Origin of the sequence: Pontibacter cellulosilyticus (genome assembly GCF_014306105.1) — a bacterium.
In the GTDB taxonomy this organism is placed as follows: domain Bacteria; phylum Bacteroidota; class Bacteroidia; order Cytophagales; family Hymenobacteraceae; genus Pontibacter; species Pontibacter cellulosilyticus.
Genome location: NZ_JACRVF010000005.1, coordinates 191,864 through 214,231, shown reverse-complemented (window position 1 = coordinate 214,231; position 22,368 = coordinate 191,864). Strand labels below are relative to the sequence as shown.

Annotated in this window: 16 protein-coding genes; 6 read left to right on the top strand and 10 right to left on the bottom strand. The window is 44.4% G+C overall.

Features of this window, described 5'->3' with window-relative positions:
* Positions 1 to 42 precede the first annotated feature (42 nt).
* Positions 43 to 456 carry a hypothetical protein gene (locus H8S84_RS16500; RefSeq protein WP_187068475.1) on the top strand — a complete coding sequence of 138 codons (414 nt, stop codon included), beginning with the start codon at positions 43 to 45 and terminating at the stop codon, positions 454 to 456.
* 43 nt (positions 457 to 499) lie between these two features.
* Here H8S84_RS16500 and H8S84_RS16495 read toward each other — a convergent pair whose 3' ends face one another.
* From H8S84_RS16495 to H8S84_RS16465, 7 genes are all read right to left on the bottom strand, one after another.
* Positions 500 to 1,204, bottom strand: coding sequence for an MgtC/SapB family protein (locus H8S84_RS16495; protein ID WP_187068474.1), 705 nt, complete (start codon positions 1,202 to 1,204; stop codon positions 500 to 502).
* A 196-nt stretch (positions 1,205 to 1,400) separates the two neighbouring features.
* The gene (locus H8S84_RS16490) at positions 1,401 to 2,555 is read right to left on the bottom strand and encodes a serine hydrolase domain-containing protein (protein ID WP_230407225.1); all 1,155 of its coding nucleotides are present in this window, start codon (positions 2,553 to 2,555) and stop codon (positions 1,401 to 1,403) included.
* A 295-nt stretch (positions 2,556 to 2,850) separates the two neighbouring features.
* Positions 2,851 to 5,019, bottom strand: a complete 2,169-nt coding sequence (locus tag H8S84_RS16485; protein ID WP_187068472.1) for a S9 family peptidase — start codon at positions 5,017 to 5,019, stop codon at positions 2,851 to 2,853.
* 263 nt (positions 5,020 to 5,282) lie between these two features.
* Positions 5,283 to 6,119 carry an anti-sigma factor gene (locus H8S84_RS16480; RefSeq protein ID WP_187068471.1) on the bottom strand — a complete coding sequence of 279 codons (837 nt, stop codon included), beginning with the start codon at positions 6,117 to 6,119 and terminating at the stop codon, positions 5,283 to 5,285.
* On the bottom strand, positions 6,112 to 6,669 hold the full coding sequence (locus H8S84_RS16475) for an RNA polymerase sigma factor (protein WP_230407224.1): 558 nt from the start codon (positions 6,667 to 6,669) through the stop codon (positions 6,112 to 6,114). Before H8S84_RS16475 ends, H8S84_RS16480 begins: the two co-directional genes overlap by 8 nt.
* 257 nt (positions 6,670 to 6,926) lie before the next feature.
* Positions 6,927 to 7,727 carry a ferritin-like domain-containing protein gene (locus H8S84_RS16470; RefSeq protein ID WP_187068470.1) on the bottom strand — a complete coding sequence of 267 codons (801 nt, stop codon included), beginning with the start codon at positions 7,725 to 7,727 and terminating at the stop codon, positions 6,927 to 6,929.
* An 8-nt stretch (positions 7,728 to 7,735) separates the two neighbouring features.
* Positions 7,736 to 8,440: a ferritin-like domain-containing protein gene (locus tag H8S84_RS16465; RefSeq protein WP_317175451.1), complete on the bottom strand. Its 705-nt coding sequence runs from the start codon at positions 8,438 to 8,440 to the stop codon at positions 7,736 to 7,738.
* A gap of 690 nt (positions 8,441 to 9,130) precedes the next feature.
* Between H8S84_RS16465 and H8S84_RS16460 the strand changes: the two genes are divergently transcribed.
* On the top strand, positions 9,131 to 10,039 hold the full coding sequence (locus H8S84_RS16460; protein ID WP_187068469.1) for an Ig-like domain-containing protein: 909 nt from the start codon (positions 9,131 to 9,133) through the stop codon (positions 10,037 to 10,039).
* Between the two features lie 569 nt (positions 10,040 to 10,608).
* Complete coding sequence (gene katG, locus H8S84_RS16455; protein ID WP_187068468.1) at positions 10,609 to 12,864, top strand: catalase/peroxidase HPI; 2,256 nt, start codon at positions 10,609 to 10,611, stop codon at positions 12,862 to 12,864.
* A gap of 237 nt (positions 12,865 to 13,101) precedes the next feature.
* Here katG and H8S84_RS16450 read toward each other — a convergent pair whose 3' ends face one another.
* Positions 13,102 to 13,296, bottom strand: a complete 195-nt coding sequence (locus H8S84_RS16450) for a hypothetical protein (protein ID WP_187068467.1) — start codon at positions 13,294 to 13,296, stop codon at positions 13,102 to 13,104.
* A gap of 153 nt (positions 13,297 to 13,449) precedes the next feature.
* On the opposite strand from H8S84_RS16450, the gene H8S84_RS16445 reads away from it, so the two are divergent.
* Complete coding sequence (locus H8S84_RS16445) at positions 13,450 to 15,294, top strand: PLP-dependent aminotransferase family protein (protein WP_187068466.1); 1,845 nt, start codon at positions 13,450 to 13,452, stop codon at positions 15,292 to 15,294.
* Between the two features lie 215 nt (positions 15,295 to 15,509).
* Here H8S84_RS16445 and H8S84_RS16440 read toward each other — a convergent pair whose 3' ends face one another.
* Positions 15,510 to 16,238, bottom strand: a complete 729-nt coding sequence (locus H8S84_RS16440) for a LytR/AlgR family response regulator transcription factor (protein WP_187068465.1) — start codon at positions 16,236 to 16,238, stop codon at positions 15,510 to 15,512.
* Positions 16,207 to 17,244 (bottom strand): sensor histidine kinase, encoded by a 1,038-nt coding sequence (locus H8S84_RS16435; protein ID WP_187068464.1) that lies wholly within the window; start codon positions 17,242 to 17,244, stop codon positions 16,207 to 16,209. The genes H8S84_RS16440 and H8S84_RS16435 overlap by 32 nt, the downstream gene beginning before the upstream one ends.
* A gap of 258 nt (positions 17,245 to 17,502) precedes the next feature.
* On the opposite strand from H8S84_RS16435, the gene H8S84_RS16430 reads away from it, so the two are divergent.
* Both H8S84_RS16430 and H8S84_RS16425 read left to right on the top strand, forming a co-directional pair.
* Positions 17,503 to 18,423 carry an ABC transporter ATP-binding protein gene (locus tag H8S84_RS16430; RefSeq protein WP_222621689.1) on the top strand — a complete coding sequence of 307 codons (921 nt, stop codon included), beginning with the start codon at positions 17,503 to 17,505 and terminating at the stop codon, positions 18,421 to 18,423.
* A complete protein-coding gene (locus tag H8S84_RS16425) occupies positions 18,420 to 22,034 on the top strand; it encodes an ABC transporter permease/M1 family aminopeptidase (RefSeq protein WP_187068463.1) in 3,615 nt (1,204 codons plus the stop codon). The genes H8S84_RS16430 and H8S84_RS16425 overlap by 4 nt, the downstream gene beginning before the upstream one ends.
* Positions 22,035 to 22,368: the final 334 nt, after the last annotated feature.

The following is a 22,368-nucleotide window of genomic DNA, read 5'->3' as shown; positions in this document are numbered from 1 at the left end:
TCAAGCTTAACTTGTTTAGTAATCAATACGCCACAAGCCGCTATGCAAAACAAGACTTTAGTAGTTGAGCCACATATTACCATTGGCTTCAACTCGTTAAACCACATTATATATGTCGACTGGACCGGTGATCAGACAAAGGAGAGTGTGCAGGATGGGTGTGAAAAAATGTTGGATTTGCTAAAGCAGTACCACTGCACAAAAGTGCTGAACGACAATACCAATGTTACAAGTATTTGGTTAGAGGCTGCCTGGTGGGTAGCAGTAGACTGGTTTCCGAGGATGTATGAAGCAGGATGCCGGCTTTTTGCCTGGGTAGAGTCTCCGCATCAGCTGGGTAAACTAAGTATAGAAGAGACATTGAAGTTTGAAATTACCGGTGTAATTGCGCTCACTTTCCAAAACAAGCAACTCGCGGAAGAATGGCTGCTAAAGTATGACCCGGAAATGAAGTAAGTATAAATGATAACACTTTCAGGCTATTTAGCTAACACCAACGCTAACTAAAATCCTGCCCCAAGGAGATTTTGCCTACATTTTTTAGCTCGTTCAGGTCTTTATAAAACTGCTTTACGTTCAGGTTTTCGGGTACAAAAACATACAGCTGTATTTTAGAGTTGTGCTTGTTTGTGGATTGAAACACGTTAATACTTTTCATAACTATATCGTGCCTCTCAAGTATTCCCAACACTTTACTTGTCTCTATTTTAGCTGACTGAAAGCTAATATCAAGTGATTTTAGGGAGCCGTTTGTCAGGAACCTTTTCCCGACTTTATCTAAAATAGCAAGTACAAAAAGCAGGAGCAGCGTAACAATAACAGCAGCCTCGTACATGCCTGCACCCACTGCCAGACCTACTGCCGCCACAGCCCAGATGGTGGCTGCTGTTGTAAGGCCGTGCGTAGTGGCACCAAGCCTGAAAATGGCACCCGCTCCCAAAAAACCAATACCCGAAACAACCTGTGCAGCGATACGGCCTGGGTCTACATTCTTGTAGTTACTGAACGTTTGTGGTATATAAATCGAGATTAGCATAAGTAGGCATGAGCCGGCGCAGATTACCATGTGTGTTCTTAGGCCCGCATTCTGCTTCCTGGATTCCCTTTCAAGACCCAGCAAGCCACCTAACAGGGTGCTGAGGAGCAACCGGAACAGAATATTACTAAATGATATCTCACTTGATTCTAGGAATGCCAGATCCATACAGGGTTAATAAATAGGCAGGTATAACCTATTTTACTGTTTGGAGGACAGTCTGGTTGAGCTTTGAAAGCCGGTTTTAATCAAGTTATTGGCAATGTTTTGTGTTCCAGCAGCTTACAGCTTCAAAAAAAGTTTAGCTATAAAAAAGGCCTATGGCTCACTTAGTGAAACAGCATATAGTTTGGAACGGAAATTTCTACTTGCCCGCCAGTTCCTTGCCTGAGGTGCTGTCTTCTGTAGCAGGATACATTATTTTGCGAATGTCCTTCAGGTAGCTGAGGCTGCCATTGGGCACGTTGCTTAGTACAATGATGGCACTATGGTCTTTAGGGTTGCGTAACAGATAAGAAGTATAGCCGTGCCACAGGCCGGCATGATACACGATGGTATCTCCGTTATCTACCTGGGTAATGCGCCAGCCGAAGCCATAATCTTCGTCTTTCTTTTTCTGCCCGGAGCCTGCAAACGCCTCTGCCAGCGTTTCTTTTTTCACCAGTTTCTGCGTGTATAGGGCCTGGTCCCATTTGTACAAATCTTCTACGGTAGAGTACATGCCCTTGTCGCCCAAAACAGTGTCCAGGTAGTCTGGCCATCTCTTTCTTCTTCCGCCGGTGTGGCCGGTTGCTACTTTGCCCGTCATGGTGATCACCTCCTCGCTAAACGTAAAGGTGTTCTTCATTTTCAGCGGCTTAAAGATGTTCTTCTGCATAAAAACAGCGAAAGGCACACCCGAGGCTTTTTCCACGACAGAGGCCAGCAAAGCATAGCCAGTGTTGCTGTAGTCGAAGTGGGTATTGGGAGGATAGTATGGCCGTGGTTGATGTGTCGCCATCAGCTTCAGGACATCTTCGTTGGTGATAGGCACATTACGGTCTGGCCAGAGCTCATCGCTGAAATAAGTATAGTTAGACAAACCGGAGCGGTGGGTTAGCAACTGCCGTATCGTAATGCCTTTGTATGGGAAGTCGGGGATGTACTGCTGCACGCTGTCATCATACTGTAGCTTTCCCTGCTCTTGCAGCATCATGACAGCCATGGCAGTAAACTGCTTAGACACAGATGCCAACTGGAAGGCAGTTTCGGTGCTCAGGGTATCTTTCTGTTTAAAATCAGAATAGCCAAAGGCACCTTTGTAAATTACCTGGTCATACTTTGTTACGAGCATGGTGCCGTTAAAGCCTTTTCTTTTGTGCAGGTATGTAAATGCTGAGTCTAATCTGTCGCTGAGCTGGCGTGCCTTTTCAGCGGTAAAAGAGGCAGGTATCTTTACTTTATCTTCTTTCTCAACTAGCTGCTGGGGCTCGTTAAGCTGATCCTGATTTTTAGGCTCCTGGCAAGAAGCCGCAAACAAACTAATAAAGAGTGCACTTAGACACCTGAAAAATAATAATTGTACTCTGGAAAAGGCCATACTTCAAATTACCAACACAAAATCCGGCTATAAATATAAACGATCAACTTCAGTGTGTGGGAGTAAGTTTCAATAAATAATTGTTTCAAAAAATGAACGGCTCAAACAGGCTCATATTGCCAGTTAACACCTGAATAAAAGCAATCCTATAAGCTAGGAAGTATAAATTAAATCTTTAGCTGCAGTGTATCAGGGTATAACAAAAGAGGCTCCGTGCAAGAGCCTCTTTTATATTTTATGGAGCAGGCTTGTTTAACCAGCGCTCAAAGAACTCATAAGTGCGCAGCATCTGGTCGATACGCTGGCGGTTGTTACCGCTTCGGGTTATTTCGTGGGTTGCCCCGGGGTGCCGTACATATTCCACTGGCCTATCTAAGATCTTCAGGCTCTTGTAAAGCATCTCGCTCTGTATCACACCCGTTCTCAGATCGTTTTCGCCATGGAAGATAATAAGTGGGGTAGTAATGTTCTGCACGTACGTTAAAGGTGATTCACTCTGTATAATGCTCTTGGACTTTTGCTCCCACGGATAGCCGCCAAAGTAGTTCGGTACCAGCCTCCAGGCATTGCCTTCGCCAAAAAAAGTGCCAAGATCGTAAACACCACGCTGTGCACAGGCTGCTTTAAAGCGGTTGTCGTGGCCTAGAATCCATGAAACCAGGTAACCGCCATATGAGCCGCCGGTTATAGTAAGTTTTGATGTGTCGGCCCAGCCTTCTGCTATGGCGCCATCCAACGCAGTAAGTACATCACTGGCAGGTCCTGCACCCCAATCTGCTACGTTGGCACGCATGAACTCCTCTCCATAACCACCAGAGCCTCTCGGGTTACTGTACACCACTCCGTAGCCTCTGCTGGCAAAGTACTGGTACTCATGCCACATACTGCTTTCGCCGGGTCCCCACATGGCGGTAGGGCCTCCATGTATCTCCAGCAGCAGCGGGTATTTTGTGCCGGGGGTGTAGTTGGTCGGTTTCATTACCCAATACTCTACCTCCTGGCCTTTGCTGTTTTTAAAAATCTTTTTCTCCGGATAGCTTAGTTTTTTATTCTTCACCCAATCGTGGTTAAGGGAGGTGATGCGCTGCGCTTTTCTGGCCTGGGCATCTGCTAAGTATAGTTCATTAGGGTTGGCTACTTCAACTTTGACAAAAGCCAGTTTGTCTTTGCGTACATCAAAGCTGCTGACACCACTGTTAAAGTCGGTTAAACGGTCAACCTGCTTCGACTTTAACTCCATGCGGTTAAGTATGGTACCGCCGTTGGAGGGTGAGGTAAAGTATAAATACTTGTCGTTGGAGGCCCAGGTGAGACTGCTTTTATTGCGGTCGTAGTCAACGGTAACGATATCATCCTCGCTGCCTCCCAGTGGCATAACAGCCAGCTTAGGTATGCCTACTCTTTGTGTCTGGTTGTACTGGAAAGCCAGCCATTTACCCGACGGTGATACAGTAGCACTGTTATAGGAAAAGCCAGGCTTACCCAGTAGTTTTTGCAGGTTACTGCCATCCGCATTCACGATGTATACTTCCGACTCTAGCGAACGGTCCGGGTGCTCTGATTCGTCGCTGTCGCCTTCAAAAACAATGCGCTTGCCATCGGGTGTGAAATTGGGGTTATAGCTTGTAGAGAAGCCAGGCGTAAGGTCTTTTGGCTTTGCACCCGGAGTGGCATCTACAATAAAAATGTGGGATAAACTGATGTTGGCGCTTACGTTCGCTTCTTCCTGAAAATCCAGTTGGTTGATCACTTTCGCTTTCTTATCCTTTTCGTTCTGATCGAGGTAGCTACGTATCTCTGCCATTGTACCATTCGGGTCTGCTTTTGCGAAAGTTGCACGCAGGTGCTCGTTCTGGTAAAACCCGGGCTTCTCATAAGACCATTTCGGAATTTCCATAGTGGGGTTAAGCAGCGAGTCAGTTAAGAGTTCTCTTAAACCAAAGCCAGAGGTGAACAGTAACTGTTTGCCATCAGGGCTCCAGCGCGGCGTGTTGGCGCCATACTTAAACTTAGTTAGCTGCATAGGTTCTCCGCCGTTGAGCGAAAGCAGAAAGATTTGTGGTTTTCCGTCTGCTACTCGCACAAAAGCGAGTTGCTTGCCATCGGGGCTCCAGGAGGGCTGCGAACCACCTTCTTTGGCATAAGTAAGCTGGCGTGGGTCTGCCTTGCCGTTAGTAGGTGCCAGGTGCAGCTGCGTCTGGTATTTGTACTCTCCTTTCTGGGCAGGATCCGGTTCGATGACGTTCACTGTAAAGGCAATCCAGTTTCCATCTGGGCTGATGGTGACAGCGCCTGCCTGTTTGATTTTAAGCATATCCGTTACCTGTACCAGCTTATCAGGCGACTGTGCACGGGCTACAAAGGCTAACAGTAAAATTAGCAGTACTAAAGCATTGTTTTTCATGGTGAGTAGGGAGGTGATTTAGTTAAGGTATCAGCAAGGTATTTAATCATTATCACCTGCTGATGCACTTCTAAATCTAACTATTTTATACTTCTCCGCCATACTTTGTAGTGCATTCTTATAAGCTGGGATAGGAGGGAGGCAATATTATAACAGCATAAAGAATTTCGGAACATACTTTTAGCAAAAGTCATTCTTCTAATTAAAATTAATCAGGTATTGCAATAAAAAGATGGTCTGTTGTGGGTAAGTATAAAGTATGGCTACGCTTCAATTTTACCCATCACGGTAAGCTCTTCCAGGGTAGGAGTCGTGCTGCCGCCTTCCGGTTCAAGCGTAACGGCAAATGCCTGTGCGGCACCGATATTTTTCATTTGCTGCAGGCTTGGCTCTCCGTTGGTGAAGTCGATCATGCCGGCATTAACGGGATTGCCATTTTCCAAGGCCCACAGTTGGTATTGTTTGCCTGCCGGCGGTGATGGCAAAGCAACCCTGTCTACGTAAACTTTTTGTTCGCGTGGGTTCCAATACACCATTAAACTGGCATTCGGATAAGCTTCAACTCCCTGCAGCACCACAGGCCTGAATTCAGGATTGCGTAGGATAGAAAGGGTTTCTTCCTGCTTTTGCAACTGAAGCGAAGTATTCCGGAAATTTTGGGCAAGCAGCTGTTCAGAAGCTACAACAGTTGCAAGTCTATCTTCTGCCTGCTGCCACTTGTTGTAAAAGTATAAACTAACTAACCCGGAAAGTATAAACAGCACTATACTTGCAGCAAACATCCATTTATAAGCAGAGGGCTCCTTAGTACGCTCCGTATAAAGCGGATGTATAGGTGCTTCCGTACCAGGTAGCGTTTGATTTTCTGGTGCTGCGCCTGCTTCTATGCGCTGCATGATATTGTCTTTTACCTCAGGCTTAGGAGATGTGGCATAAAGCGATGCATAAGCCTCCATGGCCGCACATGCCTCGTTGAGGGCACGCCGTACTTCAGGAGAGGTTGCAGCGCGATGCTCCACTTCCTCCATCTCAGTCTGGCTTAGTCCCCCGGCTGCATAGAGTTCCAAAATTCCGGAAGCTATATACTCTTCGTTATGCACGGCCTTTAAAAAAACTTGACAATACTTTTACAGCGCTACGCGCTCTGGTTTTAACTGTCCCCAGGGGGATGTTGAATTCTTCGGCAATCTCACTTTGTGTCAGTCCTTTAAAATACATCAGGTCTATTACCATTTTCTGTTCAGGACTTAAATTATCTACCATCTCCCTTACCCCAATATGCTCCGGCTTTAGCGCATCCGCTGAGAAGAAAGCTCGCTCATTCGCTGTAATGTCCTGTGTCTTATTACCTACGCGATGCTGCTTCGACCGGATTGTGTCGATAGCCTGGTTTCTGCAAATGTTTATCATCCAGGTAAAGAGCCTCCCTTTCGAGGTGTCATACTTATCGAATGAGTTCCAGATCTTGATAAAAGCTTCTTGAAGTATATCTTCAGCCGTTTCCTCGATCTTCACAATTTGCAATACAATACCAAAAAGGGTGGGGCTATACATATCATAAAGTACAGACATTGCAGAGGTATCCCGTGCACGCAAACGCTGCACCAGTTCCTCTTCGCTTACTTTAGGTATAGGATGTTGATTAGCCAATTAATTCACCATTATAATCAAGATTTTAAAAGGCTCACGCATGGTAGGCAGGTTTTGCTGAATACCCGGTGCGGCCTGTTTATTAATTTGTATTATGTAACTGTATCTGGACTATAATGTTTTAAAATTAGCAATTTAAGGATGTTCAAAGGGAATGTAGTTGTTGTAAAAAAACTGAAAAGAGCCGCCAAAGGCAGCCCTATTCAGTTTATAATATGTGGGAAATTTCTGCTGATTGAAATTAACAAAATGCATATTTATTCGAAAAGCGAAACGATTTGTGCCACCTGCTCTTTTGTAAGCGGCTCATCAAAGGCTGCAGTAGCAATTGCTGCAGAGTAACCGGTGCCCAACGTCTTAATATCATTTATACCACCTTGTGACACATTACCCTCGCCGGCATAAACAGGCTGTGCGGGGGCAGGTACGTTACTGTTAGCACCATCACCGATTATCCAGGCTGGGTTGTTGCGCATTCGGCGTATGTGTGCTGCATGGCGAGCCTCAACAGAATGTATCTGTAAAGCGGCTGTAAGCACTGCATCGTTATTAATCAGGTTTGCTGCCTGTCCTTTATACGCACGTACCCCGGTATCTTCAAAAGCCTGAGCCAGCGTTAGAAAAGTCTGGTAATTAGTGTTCCAATCAGGGAAGTTTTTGCCAAAGTTAAAAGTAGGTTCACTGATAGGCGTTCCATTAAGATTTTGTATAGTGGTTCTTAGAAGAGTTACGTGCGCTGCCTCGTGTTGCTGTATTTTCTGAATAGCAGTTCTGGCAGCTCCGGCAGGTATAAGTCCACTGGCAGCGAGGCCCTGCGTATAAAAGTTACGCTCTAAGTACTCCAGTTTAAGCGCAAAGTTTAACACTTCTACTATTGTATTGGTGCTTTGCCCATAGGCTTTCTGAAATACAGATCCAAGAGCAAGCGGTATAGCCGCGAGTGCTGTCTTCTTGGTTAGACTTCCCAAATTCTTAAATGCACTTCTGCGCGAGTCGAGCCTATTGTATACTTCCGGATCAACTTTTTCTATATCTTCTATAATTTTGAATATGTTCATAGCAAATCTTATTTAGGTAAGTTGTTAGCAGATATTTTAGTCTTGATGAAAGGTGCCGCCGCCGCAAGTACATCGGCAGGCATCATGGCAGGGTCCAAGCCGTTTGCATCGGCCGAATCAGAGAACGTACCGTTAGTGATCAGATCTCTGATAACGGCTGCGTGGCGTGCCTCCACAGATACGATCTTACCTGCTAGTGTAAGAAAGCCGGCGCTCTCCAGGAATTTTCCGGCACCGTTGTAAGCTGCTACTCCTAAATCTTCGAAAGTGCGTGCAGTGGTAAGTATGCTGTTTTTATCGTTAAAATTGATTGAGCTGAAATTAACCTCCAGGTTAGGGATAGCAGCAGAACCAAGTGCAGCCTTTAAAAAGTCGCGGTGGATACTTTCATGTCCTTTAATATCCTGCATTATTTGCTGCTCAGCCTGTGTAAATATACCCATGGATTTTGCAACCACCTCAGTATAGAAGGCTGCTTCTAACTGCTCTAGAGCATAAGCATAGTTTAAGATACCTGTATCCCCAGATCCAAGGTCAACAGCCGTAGGATCAGTTTCGTCGTCATCATCGTCGCAGGCAGTTGTGAAAAGTAATGTAGTTACTGCGGCAGTCGCACCGGCATAGCGCATAAACATCCGGCGTTGCATTGGCACCTCCAATTTATTAGATATGCTTACTTCTTTATCAGTAGGCTTGTCTTGTAGTTTTTTCATAATTATGACTTATTGGTAAACAAGAATTAATTCTGCTACAGGTAAGACAGCTTCCCTATAGACATACTGTATGTACGGCGCAGACTATAAGTATGGATTTTGAGCAGGGGAGATTTATTTAAAAATTTCATTTGCAGTGCAATTTTAACCTGTGACAAGAAACGGTACGGTTAACTGTTAGAAGTACACAGAGGTATCTTAATAAAGATGAAACAGATGTTATTAAGCTGCTAATCAAGTATAGGTTAAGCCATTATTCTGATTTTAATTTATACTTTTCCTTAGCACAAAGTAAGACTCAACCTTATTACTTAAATATTCACGTAGAATGAGAGTTATATGCTGCAATACAGTTAGTTGTGTTTATGGCATTTTCGTATGTAATAGTAAGATTCAGAAGGTTTTATACTTCTGTGGAGATGAAGTATAAGATATTAAATTGCGATGGATTAGAGGGAGGAGCTCCGGAAATATCAAGTAAAATATTGTTCTGGCCTTATTCAAGCTTCTTGATCCTCCCCCAAACTTCTTGATCCTCCCCCAAACCTGACCTGCAAGTATAAGCTGACTCTTCACTACATATTAAAAGACTCCCACCTAAGTCCTCCTTTTCTTTTTAATGCAAGAACAACAGCCATTATCCATGGCTGGATGAAGTATGTCATTCCTGATATAATAGATCATGCGGCTATGAAAAACAGAATTTTACTTCTCTTACTTATGATCTCCTCAGCCATAACTTCCTGTGACGATGAGGAAGTTCAGCCAACCATTAACCCGTTACCAACTGTGCCAACAACTCCTGCTGCACCTGACACTGTTAGCCCCGTAGTTAATATTACTTCTCCTGAAGCAAATGCTACTTTTCTCACCATCGAAAATGTTGGAATTAGGGTTAGTATAACTGATAACGTAGGGATAGATGAGGTGCGGCTATTTATGTTAAATTCTGCTGGCGACACGTTAAATAAATCAGATTCTGTATTGGATATCTCTGATTTGGGTCTTGATAACGACAAAGTATTCAATACAACAATATATCTATACCGACAGCTCATTAATTTGCCCCAAAACACCGCTGCAGTTAACTATACTACTATTTTGGAAGCAGTAGACAAGAAGCAGAATACAGCTAAAAGTTCGGTAACTTTTACCATACATGCACCCGACTTAAACAAAGCCGAGTTTATCAAAGGCTCGAGTTATGTCAATATTGATCACGCTTTAGGCTGGTATGGTTATCAAGTTCCTAAAGATCCGGATGCTGCGTTTAGTTTTGTTCTGCTTTATATGGTGGATGGAGATCTACACCTTACCGAAGCTCAATGGATAAAATTCGCTACAGATTTTAATCTTAAAGACCAAGTTTGGGCTAAATGGGATGAAAATGGTGATGGTACCCTGAATGTTGATGAATTCAACCAAGGCATAAAAAAGCTAAATTTCTATACTGAGTGGGACATCGACAAGAATTCCTGGATTGATACCCATGAGATGGCTGGCGGTATCTTTGAGCGCTGGGACGACAATAATGACAAATTATTAAGTAGGGGAGAGTATGAAGATAGGTTTTACTACTATTACCTTGGTGAAAGGTAAGGTGTCAGAGCATTGATGGTTTTTTATTGCTGTTTGTGCAGTTACTGATATGCAGAAGGGGCAAAATTCATTTCTTCATTTCACACAACTAACAAATCCAGCCTAAAGCTTATACTTCCTGCTATAGAACATTAAGTTAGTAAAAAGGAGGCTGTTTCATTTTACATGGAGCGGCCTCCTTTTTTTAATAGCTATTGTTCAGTGTTAAACGAGTAATCACTGTAAGACCAACTGCTGTGCATTATACCATCCTTAAATAACCTGACTAATACAGTCTACCCAACATTTTATTTCATACCCCCTCTCTTGAAAATATCTTTTAGGTAGATGGTATACAAAAATCATAGTTCACGTAGGTAGTACTACTCCTGTTTAAAATTTAAATAAATCAATGTACGCTTATAAACCTGCTCCCTTTATAAAAAATTAGGGGTTATAGATTTGATTTATAATGTGATAGAATATTCGAATTGATAATATTAGTCGGCAGGTTCTTTAGCTAGTATATTTATGTGATAATAGCATTTATATCTAAATCATATCCATTTCTAAACTTTTTTACCTACACCATGGAACATAAAAAAGACAGACATGTAGCCCCTAATACCCCAGTGTGGGATACCAACGAGTCCAGGCGATGCCCTTTTATGGGAGGCGCTGTTCATTTTACGGCAGGTAGCGGAAGATCTAACCGCGATTGGTGGCCAGATATGTTAAATCTTCGGATACTGCATCAGCATTCAAATAAGTCTAACCCAATGGGGGAGGACTTCGACTATGCTGCAGAGTTTAAAAAACTTGATCTACAGGCTGTAAAGCAAGACTTGTATGATCTGATGACTGATTCTCAGGATTGGTGGCCGGCAGACTATGGCCACTATGGGCCGCTTTTCATTCGCATGGCCTGGCATAGTGCAGGTACCTACCGTATTGCCGACGGTCGTGGTGGAGCAAACTCTGGTTCTCAGCGTTTTGCCCCGCTCAACAGCTGGCCTGATAATGCTAACCTTGATAAGGCACGTTTGCTGCTTTGGCCTATAAAGCAGAAGTATGGTAACAAGATATCCTGGGCTGACCTGATGATTTTAGCTGGTAACTGCGCTTTGGAATCAATGGGCTTTAAAACCTTTGGCTTTGGCGGAGGAAGAGTGGACGTATGGGAGCCGGAGGAAGATATTTACTGGGGATCGGAAGGTGAATGGCTGGGTAATAAAGAACGCCATGCCGGAGGGGTACTGGAAAACCCACTTGCTGCATCTCATATGGGTCTTATCTATGTTAACCCGGAAGGACCTAATGGTAATCCCGATCCACTTGCAGCAGCCCAAGATATTCGCGAGACCTTCGGCCGTATGGCAATGAACGATTACGAAACAGTTGCTCTGATTGCTGGCGGCCATACTTTCGGCAAAACACACGGCGCCGCTGATCCACGTGAATATGTAGGTGTAGAACCCGCAGGTGCAGGCATTGCTGAAATGGGGTTAGGCTGGAGAAACACTTTGGGCAAAGGACATTCTGAGCATACAATTACGAGTGGTTTGGAAGGTGCCTGGACTACCACCCCAACCAAGTGGAGTAATAACTATTTCGAAAACCTGTTCGGATTTGAATGGGAACTTACAAAAAGCCCGGCAGGCGCCCACCAGTGGAAACCTAAAGGGGATGCAGGCGCAGGTACAGTTCCAGACGCACACGATCCTGCTAAAAAGCATGCACCTTTCATGCTAACTACCGATATCGCCTTAAGAGATGATCCATCATACGGTAAGATTTCTAAACATTTTCTGGAGAACCCGGATGAGTTTGCCGAAGCATTTGCCTTGGCTTGGTACAAGCTGACGCACCGTGATATGGGACCTATTTCCCGTTATCTTGGCCCTGAAGTGCCTGAGGAGGAATTGATTTGGCAAGACCCTATTCCGGCCGTTACGCATGAACTGATTAACGACCAGGACATCCGTGATCTGAAAAACAAGATCATAGATTCTGGACTTTCGGTTTCACAGCTGGTTTCTACTGCCTGGGCTTCCGCTTCTACTTATCGTGATTCTGACAAGCGTGGAGGCGCCAACGGCGGACGCATTCGTCTGGAGCCGCAGCGAAATTGGGAAGTTAATAACCCGGCAGAACTGCAAAAGGTAATCCAGAAATATGAGAACATTCAGGAGGAGTTCAATAGTACACAGACTGGAGGCAAGCAAGTATCCGTGGCCGACCTGATTATATTGGGAGGTTGTGCAGGTATAGAGAAGGCAGCCAAAAATGCTGGCTTTGAAGTGACAGTTCCATTTATGCCTGGCCGTACGGATGCTTCTCAGGAGCAAACTGATTGGGACGCATTTGCTGTTCTTGAGCCGAATGCTGATGGCTTCCGCAACTACTACAGGAATCGAGATAATATCTCTGCCTCGGCAGAGGAAATGCTGATTGATCGGGCTCAGTTGATGGGCCTTACGGCACCTGAACTTACAGTGCTTCTGGGTGGCATGCGTGTACTTAACACGAACTATGATAGGTCTAAGCGCGGTGTGTTTACAGACAAGCCGGAGGCACTTACTAATGACTTCTTTGTGAACCTGCTTGATATGGGAACCACCTGGAAGGCAACTTCTGAAGCAGATACTGAATTCGAAGGCCGTGATCGTAGAACAGGTGAAGTGAAGTGGACTGGCAGCCGTGTTGATCTAATAATTGGCTCCAACTCAGAGCTTCGCGCCATTGCGGAAGTTTATGCCTGCTCCGACTCAAAAGAGCGGTTTATCAAGGACTTCGTCAAAACCTGGAATAAGGTAATGAACCTGGACCGTTTTGATATAAAGTAAATCTGGTTTCATAAAGTATGGTTTAGCAGACCCTGCAAAACCAACTGCATCAAAGTATAAAGGCACCCTAAAATAGGGTGCCTTTATACTTTGATGCAGTTGCTGCAATTAAGTGTTATTCGAAAGATGAACAATCTTTAACAGCACAGGCTTTTGCTAGTTACATGTTAAGCTTATACTTGGTCAGACTTTATCGATCGCTGAAGAATTATCTGATTGTTATTGTGTAAGTCAATACTACTTTTCCAGCTTTTTAATCTTCAAATTTAACTGCTGTACCGTTTGCTCTAATTTTGTCAAACGTTCTTCCACGATAACAGGAGGTTTTGAATAGGTGCTGTAAACACTGTTTGCTTTCCACAGCTCCAGTATTTCTTCTTGTGCTACATCAACCGTAGCATAGTCTGAGTTATCTGCTATAAGTTGTAGCACATTGGCCGCAGTAATGGTAGCTAATCTTCTGGTTAAAATTCTGAGTTGGAACTATTGGCTTCTAATATTGAGCATAATGAAACAAATGCTTTATAATACTTTTAAAATAGGACTAGGCAATTTAACTTAACAGCCTATTAAAAAGTAAAAGTTATGGAAGGCAGTAAAGTGCTAGATTATATTGAAGATGTATTAGAAAACATGCCAACTGATTGGTTGAGGCTAACAACCCATCGATTGGATATTTATAACGAACAATTAGCCAAAATACAATTTTTAGAACAGTTTGAAAGTCTATTCGAAGAGCAAAATGCAGAAACATCAGCGCTCAGCGAGCTACCCACTGCTTTTGATTACATCCGGTTAGGTCATCCGTTATCTTCAGTGCTGGAATGGGCAATTGCTAAATTAAATAATCTTAAACCAGAACATGTTATAAGTTTTTCGTCCAGAACAGTTCCAATTCTAGCAGTACTGAGGAAAAACTTATTGGATCAAAAGAACACGCAGATACTTTACACCGGCGAGTTACCTGAAATTTTTGATGCTGAAGTAATAAGGCGCGTTTATGGTTATCATTTTGAGTTAAAGCAAGTCGAGAGTTTAGAAGAGATTTCTGATTTTGATGGCAGCACCGTTTTCGTTTCACAGGAAGATGAAATTGGCAAAGTTAACCTCATCCCAAATATTGATTTCTATCTAAGTATATATTCTCGCCTCGGAAGCATTTTATTGGTAAATGGGGAGCAGAATGCAAATTACATTTCAGAGATTCAGCATGTAAGAAGAAGAGAAACAATTGCTATGACCCCAGCCAATTGTTTTACTGCCTTAAAAATGTTGACCGGCCAATCTGCCAATGCTAATCAGAAAAGTGATACAGCAGCAAACAAAGCTCGTGTCCAGAATTTGATAAAAGAAATCACCGGCACAAATACAAAAGCTCTGGTTGGCTCTTCCGGCCTGTCTGTTCAATATGCTATCATGATGGGACTCGTTCACGATGCGCTGGAAAATCATACAGGTAAAGACATAGAATTTGTTGTTCCTCCAAACTGCTATGGAGGAACAAACGACCAGGCAAGAAGGGTAGCCGCTTGTCTGGATAATGTTGAAGTGGTGGATTTGCCTGTTGACAGGGATCATGATATGGTCCAAAGTATAGATACTGTTTTGGAGAAAATTGCCAGTCAGGATGCTGTACCTTACATCATCGCTGAAATTCCAACCAACCCCAGAGTAGAAGTTCCTGACCTTACAAAGCTGAGGGATGTGCTGAGCAAAAAGCGTAAGACTGCGACCGGTGAAGTTGCTGTTGATCCGGTTTTTATCTTAGACCAAACCTTCTGTCCTAATGTACAATTTGTAAGCAGAGACGGAATACTCTCAACAGTCAGGGCTATTTCTTATGTTAGCGGATCGAAATTCCCGAGTGGCGGAAAAGCTACTGCCGGCTATTGTGTAGCAAACACAAAAGCTGAAGCTTTGCTGGATAAAATAGAACAGCACCTCATACTTTGTGATAACGAGGCGACTGATCTTCAAGTCGAAATACTCGCAGAGCAATTGCCTTCCATGAATCAAAGGATTGCAGATGCCTATAAGAATACGCGTGAGTTTGTAAACTTTATCAAAGAAGCTTTACCGGAGGCAAAAATAAACTTTGTTTCAGAAGAATTGGCTCAGCAAGGATTTACTCCATCTGTGTTTTCACTGGACCTTCCTACCAAAGGTAATACGGATGAAGAAAGGGAATCTTACAAGAGAGCATTGAATAACAAGTTGATCAATTTAATGATCAATGAAATCCCTGATGAAAGTAAATACTGTGTGAGCTATGGGCAGTTAAAGGGATGTTACTGGACGATACCTGCAACTTCCACGCAAGGAACGACTAAAGAAGACGATAAAGATTACATTGCCCGGGTATCACTGTCCCCTAATATGGGCCTTGAACGCCATAAAAAGGTCTTCTTAGATTTCGTTGAGCAGATTTAACTTTGGTTTTATACAAGTACCTTCGGGTACGGATACAGAAGTTTGACTTGTTCAATATATTCTTTCGGAATCATCAAAATTACTTTCCGACATTAGATGAAAAAACCTCCAGCATCAACTGGAGGTTTTTTATTAGACCAAGTTGTTGTGCCATTTACCCTGCTTTGGTTGGCGTTAAACACTATTTATTCTCTTTCGAAGACATATCGGGCTATTTAGTTTATACCCCTCAGCTTTTTGTAAAAGTTATCACTATAGGTATCACTAATTGGAATAACCTGATCTGCTATCCAGATTCTATTCTTTTCTATGTGATCTATCTTATCGATTGCAACCATAAAGGACCTATGTACGCGAGAAAATTCCTGAGCTGGCAGCAGTTCTTCCAGTTTTGAGAAGCTGAGCAAGGTCATGATCTTATCTTTAGTCGTGTGAATTCTCAGGTAGTCCTTCATGCCTTCCACAAACAGTATGTCGCGAGTGGAAATCTTTTGGATACGATGGCCAACTTTCAAGAAAATGTATTCCTGCTCAAGCTTCGGCTCGGCTATGCTTTCCTTCTTTTCCGGTTGCTGTCTGCTGCTCTGCTCCTTGTATAGACGAAGCACACCTTTATAAAAACGTTCAAAGGAAAAAGGCTTTACCAGGTAATCCTTCACTTCCAGCTCAAAGGCTTTTAATGCATACTGATCATAAGCTGTGGTCAGGATAATCATGGGCTTTGGGTTCAGCATGGGTATAAAGCTGAGCCCGTCCAGGTCCGGCATGTTAATGTCTAGAAAAAGCAAATCGGGTTTATCCTGGTCCATTTGGGCGGCTGCTTCCAAAGGGCTCATGAAGGTGCCTTTCAGTTCTAGGAACGGAACCTTCGCTACATATTCTTCCAGTATTTCCTGAGCCAGGTGCTCATCGTCAATTATATAGCAGCTGAGCTTCTCTTTCATGAACCTGTGTCTGAAGATTGTGAATCACTAAAGTTACGTTATACAGTTCGTCTGTACTGCTGATTTCCAGGCTATGCTGATCTGGGTACAGTAACGCTAGTCGCTTCTTAACATTTGGTAACCCAATACCGCCGGGTTCTTCCAACGTATTTCGCGAAATTTTATTGATTGGGTTTTCTATACTCAAGGTAAGGGTATTTTCTTTTAAAGTCACACGCACTTTTATTGCACTAGGTTCTAAACGGGCAGGACTGTGTTTGTAGGCGTTCTCCAGAAGGTGGATGAATAGCAGCGGGGCAATGTGGCCGGAAGTTATGTCTCCTTCTACTTCCATATCTACCACCGGGCTGTTTTTATACCGTAGTTGCTGCAGACTCATGTAATCCTGAAGGTAGTTCATTTCTCTTGATAGGGGTACGGTGGCGGAGTTTGACTCATAGATCATGTAGCGCATCAGGGAAGACAGATGAAGTACAGCTTCAGGTGCTGCCGGAGCCTGCTTATAAACCAAGGTATGGATGTTATTAAGTGTATTGAACAGAAAATGCGGGTTGATCTGTGCCTTCAGGTAGTGTAACTCAGCTTCTACGGCCTGTTTTTCCAGTTGCTCTTTTTTGATGGTATTAAGTACCAGGTTCTCTGTAATCCTGGCCAACCATCCTAGAAATGTAAAGACAGGTACGATAGTAACCAAGGTCATCAAATAATACCCATAGGGATTTTCCCATTCCTCGAATGCTCTTGGATGTAAATACACAAAGGGCAGAGGACCTATTAGCATGATGGCTATGAGCTTACGGTAGTATGCTTTTCTGTTCTTCTTACCCGAATAGCTTGTAAGCAGATAGAAATTGCCGTAAAAAACAAGCAAGCATGTCAGGATGAAACCAGTAGTTAAGGTAGGCCAGCGGTCGCCTTCGCTGCTTAGCTGCAAGCTAGCCAGCATGGTAAACAGCGTCCAAAGTACGAGATGGACCAGCACAAAAATCTTTTTCACTCTCTCCATAAAACAAAGATATTTTTTCCGGCCATTTTCTCTTTACTTACTCGGCAGGTGCCTGATACCAATCTACGAACACGCCTGTTTGGCCTGCAAGTACTTTGGCGGAAGCAAAGCAGCCGTTGGTAGATTACTTTACAGCAGTAGCATATCGCTTTTTGATTTCCAGTGGTGCCCTTTTTCCTTTATTCTGCAAATGAGCGGGAAAGTGCTATAAAGCTGCTCTTCTCTTTTCCTGAATAAGAATACAAAAGAATAAGAACTATGGAAAATAACCAGATCAGCCTGACCATCCGGAATGTATCCAAAACTTACGGCAACGGGGTACAGGCACTCAACAATGTTTCGCTGCACATTCCGCCGGGCATGTATGGTCTGCTGGGGCCTAACGGTGCAGGCAAATCTACTCTAATGCGCACGCTGGCCACGCTGCAGGACCCGGATGAAGGGAGTATACGTCTGGGCGAAATAGATGTGCTACGTCAGAAGGAGGAAGTACGCCAAACGTTAGGTTACCTGCCACAGGAGTTCGGTGTTTACCCAAAAGTGAATGCAGAGGATCTGCTGGATTACTTCGCAGTTTTGAAAGGCATTACCAGCCGCGCTGCCCGAAAAGAAGTGGTAGAGCGCTTACTCAAGCAGACAAACCTATGGGACAATCGCCGGCAAAAACTGGGTGGCTACTCAGGTGGTATGAAGCAGCGCTTTGGCGTGGCTGTGGCGTTGCTGGGCAATCCCAAACTACTTATAGTTGACGAGCCAACGGCAGGCCTGGACCCGGCTGAGCGCGTGCGTTTCCTGAACCTGCTCAGCGAATTGGGAGAGAACAGCGTGGTTATACTTTCTACCCACATTGTGGAAGACGTGTCGGAGCTATGCACTAATATGGCGATCATCAACAAAGGGCAAATTCTACTCGAGGCTGAGCCGATACAAGCTGTAGATGTACTCAAAGGCCATATCTGGCGCAAATTGGTCTCTAAAAATGAGTTGCCTGCACTGGCCCAGGAGCAGCAGGTTATTTCTGCCAAATTGTTTAGCGGGCGCACTATTGTGCATGTTTATAGTGAGGGAAATCCTGGAAACGGTTTTGAGTTGGTGGAGCCTGACCTGGAAGATGTATACTTTAGCACCATGGCAGGTTTTAATAAAAGCTGCCAGCAAGTGGAGGAGGTAAGCATATGAAGTTCCAAAAGATTTTTCAACTGGAGTTTGCCTACCAGATACGCAGTATATCTACCTGGTTATACTTTGTGGTAATGGCAGTGCTTTCTTTTTTATGGGTAATCGCCAATTACTTAAGTGATGCCCGTGAAGGCTATTTCTTATTGAATGCACCTATAGTAATAGCAGCTGTCACCGCTCTGGGCATTTTGTTCTGGCTTCCGTTAGGCGGATCCGTGGCAGGCGATGCAGCAGCCCGGGATGTGCAGACACGTATGTATTCGCTTACCTACACCGCGCCAACCAGTAAAGCCACCTATCTGGGAGGGCGGTTCCTTGCCGCTTGTCTTCTCAATTTAATTGTTCTGCTCTCCATTCCACTGAGCATCCTGTTCTCTCTATACTTTACTGGTGTAGAGCCTGAAGTTATGGGGCCGTTCCGGTTATCAGCTTATCTGACTAGCTTTTTCTACCTTCTGTTGCCTAACATTTTTATCGTGACGGCCATTCAGTTCTCATTGGCGGCGCTCACCCGCCGGGCCATGGCAAGTTACCTGGGTGGTGTATTTCTATTTGTGTGTGCGTTTGTTTTGGAATTGGTTACACAAAACGCTGCAGAGTGGAATAAATTAATAGACCCCATCCAATTCAGCTCCGTTTTAAATCATCTGTCAGGTGAATGGAGCCCGCTGGAAATGAATACACGCCTGCTTACACTGGAGGGACCGCTGCTCATTAACCGGTTACTTTGGATTAGTATAGCAGTTGGCTTATTGGCTTTAACCCACCGTCGTTTCAGTTTTGTTCAGCCTGCCACGGGAGTTGGTAAGAAGCAGTTGAACCAAACCACAACAAAGCTGCCAGCGCAGGAGTGGCTGAAATGGAGACCAGAGAACTCCTTAACGCAGATAAAGGGTGTGTTTGGTTTTAGAACTCATTTACAGCAACTACGCGTCATCACCTGGAAGTCCTTTTTGCAGCTCGCCAAAAGTCGTATTGGGTTAGTGTTACTGGTTGCCCTTGCCGTGGTAGTAGGTTTTGCCATACCCGGAAATATGGAAGCCAAAGATGTACCCTTGCTGCCCCGAACGGATCACATGGTTAATTTTCTAACGGCACCTTTAGTAGAAATTAAGTCTTTCTGGATTTTGATTACACTACTTACTGTCTTTTATGCAGGAGAACTGGTGTGGAAGGAAAGAGAAGCAGGTATAAATGAGATAGCCAATGCAGCCCCGGTGCCGGAATGGGTGCTATTTCTGAGCAGATTTTTAGCCTTAAGTTTCATGCTTATAGTTTGGTTAACGTTCCTTGTGATAGCAGGTATCGTTGCTCAGATAAGTATAGGCGGCGCTCCTGTTGAGATTGGGCTTTACGTAAAGGCGCTTTTCGGGCTTCAGTTAGTGGAATGTCTGCTCTTTGCCTTGCTTGCGCTTGTGGTGCATGTACTGGTTAATCAGAAATACCTGGGTCATTTTTTTGCTCTGCTCGCCTATAGTCTTATCGCGTTTGCACCTAGTCTTGGTATTGGGCATAAGCTACTCATCTATAGCTCCAGCCCTGCCTGGATATTTACTAACATGGCTGGCTTTAACTTATCACTGGAGCCATGGCTATGGTTTAAGCTATACTGGATGTCGTGGGCGCTCTTGCTGGCTGTTGTGGCAAAACTGTTCTGGGTGCGGGGCAGGGAAGAAAAGCTTAAGTCACGGCTCAACTTAGCTATTCGTCGTTTCACCCGTTCCACAATTGTTGTTGCTACGGTAGCAGTAGCGGGGATTCTTGTGTTTGGTGGTTTCACTTTCTACAACACAAACGTCCTGAACAACTACCTGTCGTCAACAGAAATAGCGGAGCGGCAAGCGCAGTATGAGCAACAATATGGAAAATACCATCTTATACCGCAGCCCCGGCAGACAAGGTCTACATTGCAGGTAGAGATTTATCCAGAAAAACGTCAGGCAACAGTTAAAGGTACTTACCTGCTTGTGAACCAGCATAAGGTGTCTATTGACTCTATACATTTAAGCACTGTGCCGGGAGTTGAAACAAGAGCCATTACGTTTAAACAGCCTGCTGCCAGGGTACTTGAAGATAAAGAGCTTGGATACCAGATTTATACTTTACAGAAGCCACTCCAGCCCGGTGACTCATTAAAGCTTAACTTTGAAGTACTAGTGGGTGAGCGTGGGTTTTCTAACAACGGTGCTGATGTCTCGGTAACACCTAACAGTACCAACTTCCGAAACTATGAATGGCTACCTGCCATTGGCTACCAGTCTTACCGGGAGCTGGATGATGCTGGCTCCCGGAAAAAGTATGGACTTGCTCCGCGTCCCGCAACGCCATCTCTTTATAATAAGAAGGCACGGCTAGAATCTCCTTTTGCAGAGCGGATTTCTTTTGAAGCAGTAGTGGGCACAGACGAGGATCAGGTGGTTGTGGCACCGGGAACTTTGAAGCGGACATGGACAAAAGGTAACCGACGTTACTTCCATTATGCGACAGAGGCTCCTATCCGGAATGAATACCACTTCTTCTCGGCCAACTATGCAGTGTATGAAGGTACCTGGAAGAATCCTTCTGCTGTTACAGGGCAGGACGTAAGTATACAGATCTACTATGACCCGGGGCAAAAACTCAACCTGGAGCGCATGTTGAAGAGTGTTCAGGCTTCTCTGGAATACTATAGTAAACAATTCGGTGCATACCCACATCGTACTATCCGGTTTGTATCTTATCCGGGATATGCGTTCGGTAACCATGCATCCCCAATCAATATTACAGCCGGGGAAGGGTTCTTTCTCATGAATCCGGACAAAGATGAACGTAAATTTGACCTGGTGTCTGCGGTAGTGGCACACGAAGTGGCACATCAGTGGTGGGGCAATCAAGTTGATCCGGCACATGCAGAAGGGGCAGGCTTGCTCTCCGAAAGCCTGGCATGGTATTCTGCGATGGGTGTGCTGGAAGATAATTATGGACCTGAGCACCTGCAACGGCTACTAAGCTTCTTGCGTGAAGAATATGAGAATCCCAAAACACATGCTGCTGTACCGTTGCTGCAGGCGAATGACTGGTACCAAAACTACCGTAAAGGTCCTTTTGCACTATATGCCATGAGCCAATATATGGGCAGGGACAAAGTGAACAGTGCACTCCGGCATTTGCTGGCGAAACATAGCTCCGGAAAGTTTCCACTACCTACTTCGCTTGATCTTTACCACGAACTACAGGAAGTCACTCCTGACTCGCTCCAACCCCTGCTGCATGATCTGTTTGAGAAGAACACCTTCTGGGAGCTAAGCACCGAGCAGGCTATGGCAAAACAGATCGAGTCAGGTAAATGGCAGGTGACCCTAAATGTGCAGGCACGGAAGTTTGTAGTTGACAGTATAGGAGTTGAGACGAAGTTACCAGTAAATGACTGGGTTGAGATCGGGATTTACTCTTCTGCGGAAAAAGGTAAAGAGTCGGGCAAGTTGCTCTACCAGCAGAAACACCATATAAATTCCGCTAAGCAAACGATTACGGTGACAGTACCAGGTAAACCAGCCCTTGCCGGCATTGATCCACGCTACCTGCTGATTGATTGGGAGATAAAGGATAATTTGAAGGGTGTGAAGTTATAGGCTAACTAGTAGCGCAGGCGTGATGGTTCGCCAGCGCTACACACTGATAATGCCTAAAGTACATCGGTGACCGCCAAAGAGCTAGGTGGGCAGGCCTTTATCAGGTTTACTTTTAAAATCATTTATTCTGTGATCAACTTTATCTGCTTAAGTTATCCTTCCTATCCAATAGGGAAATTTGTCAAAACAAAAAAAGCCGCTCCATTTGATGGGAAGTGGCTTTTTTTCTGTAGTAAAACCAATGGATGGAAACATCCGGCTTTATTTATGCTGATCTGGCGGTTTTATTGGAGTGTCTGCAGTCAGGGGAGAATTAGTGTATCTCTTTATAGGG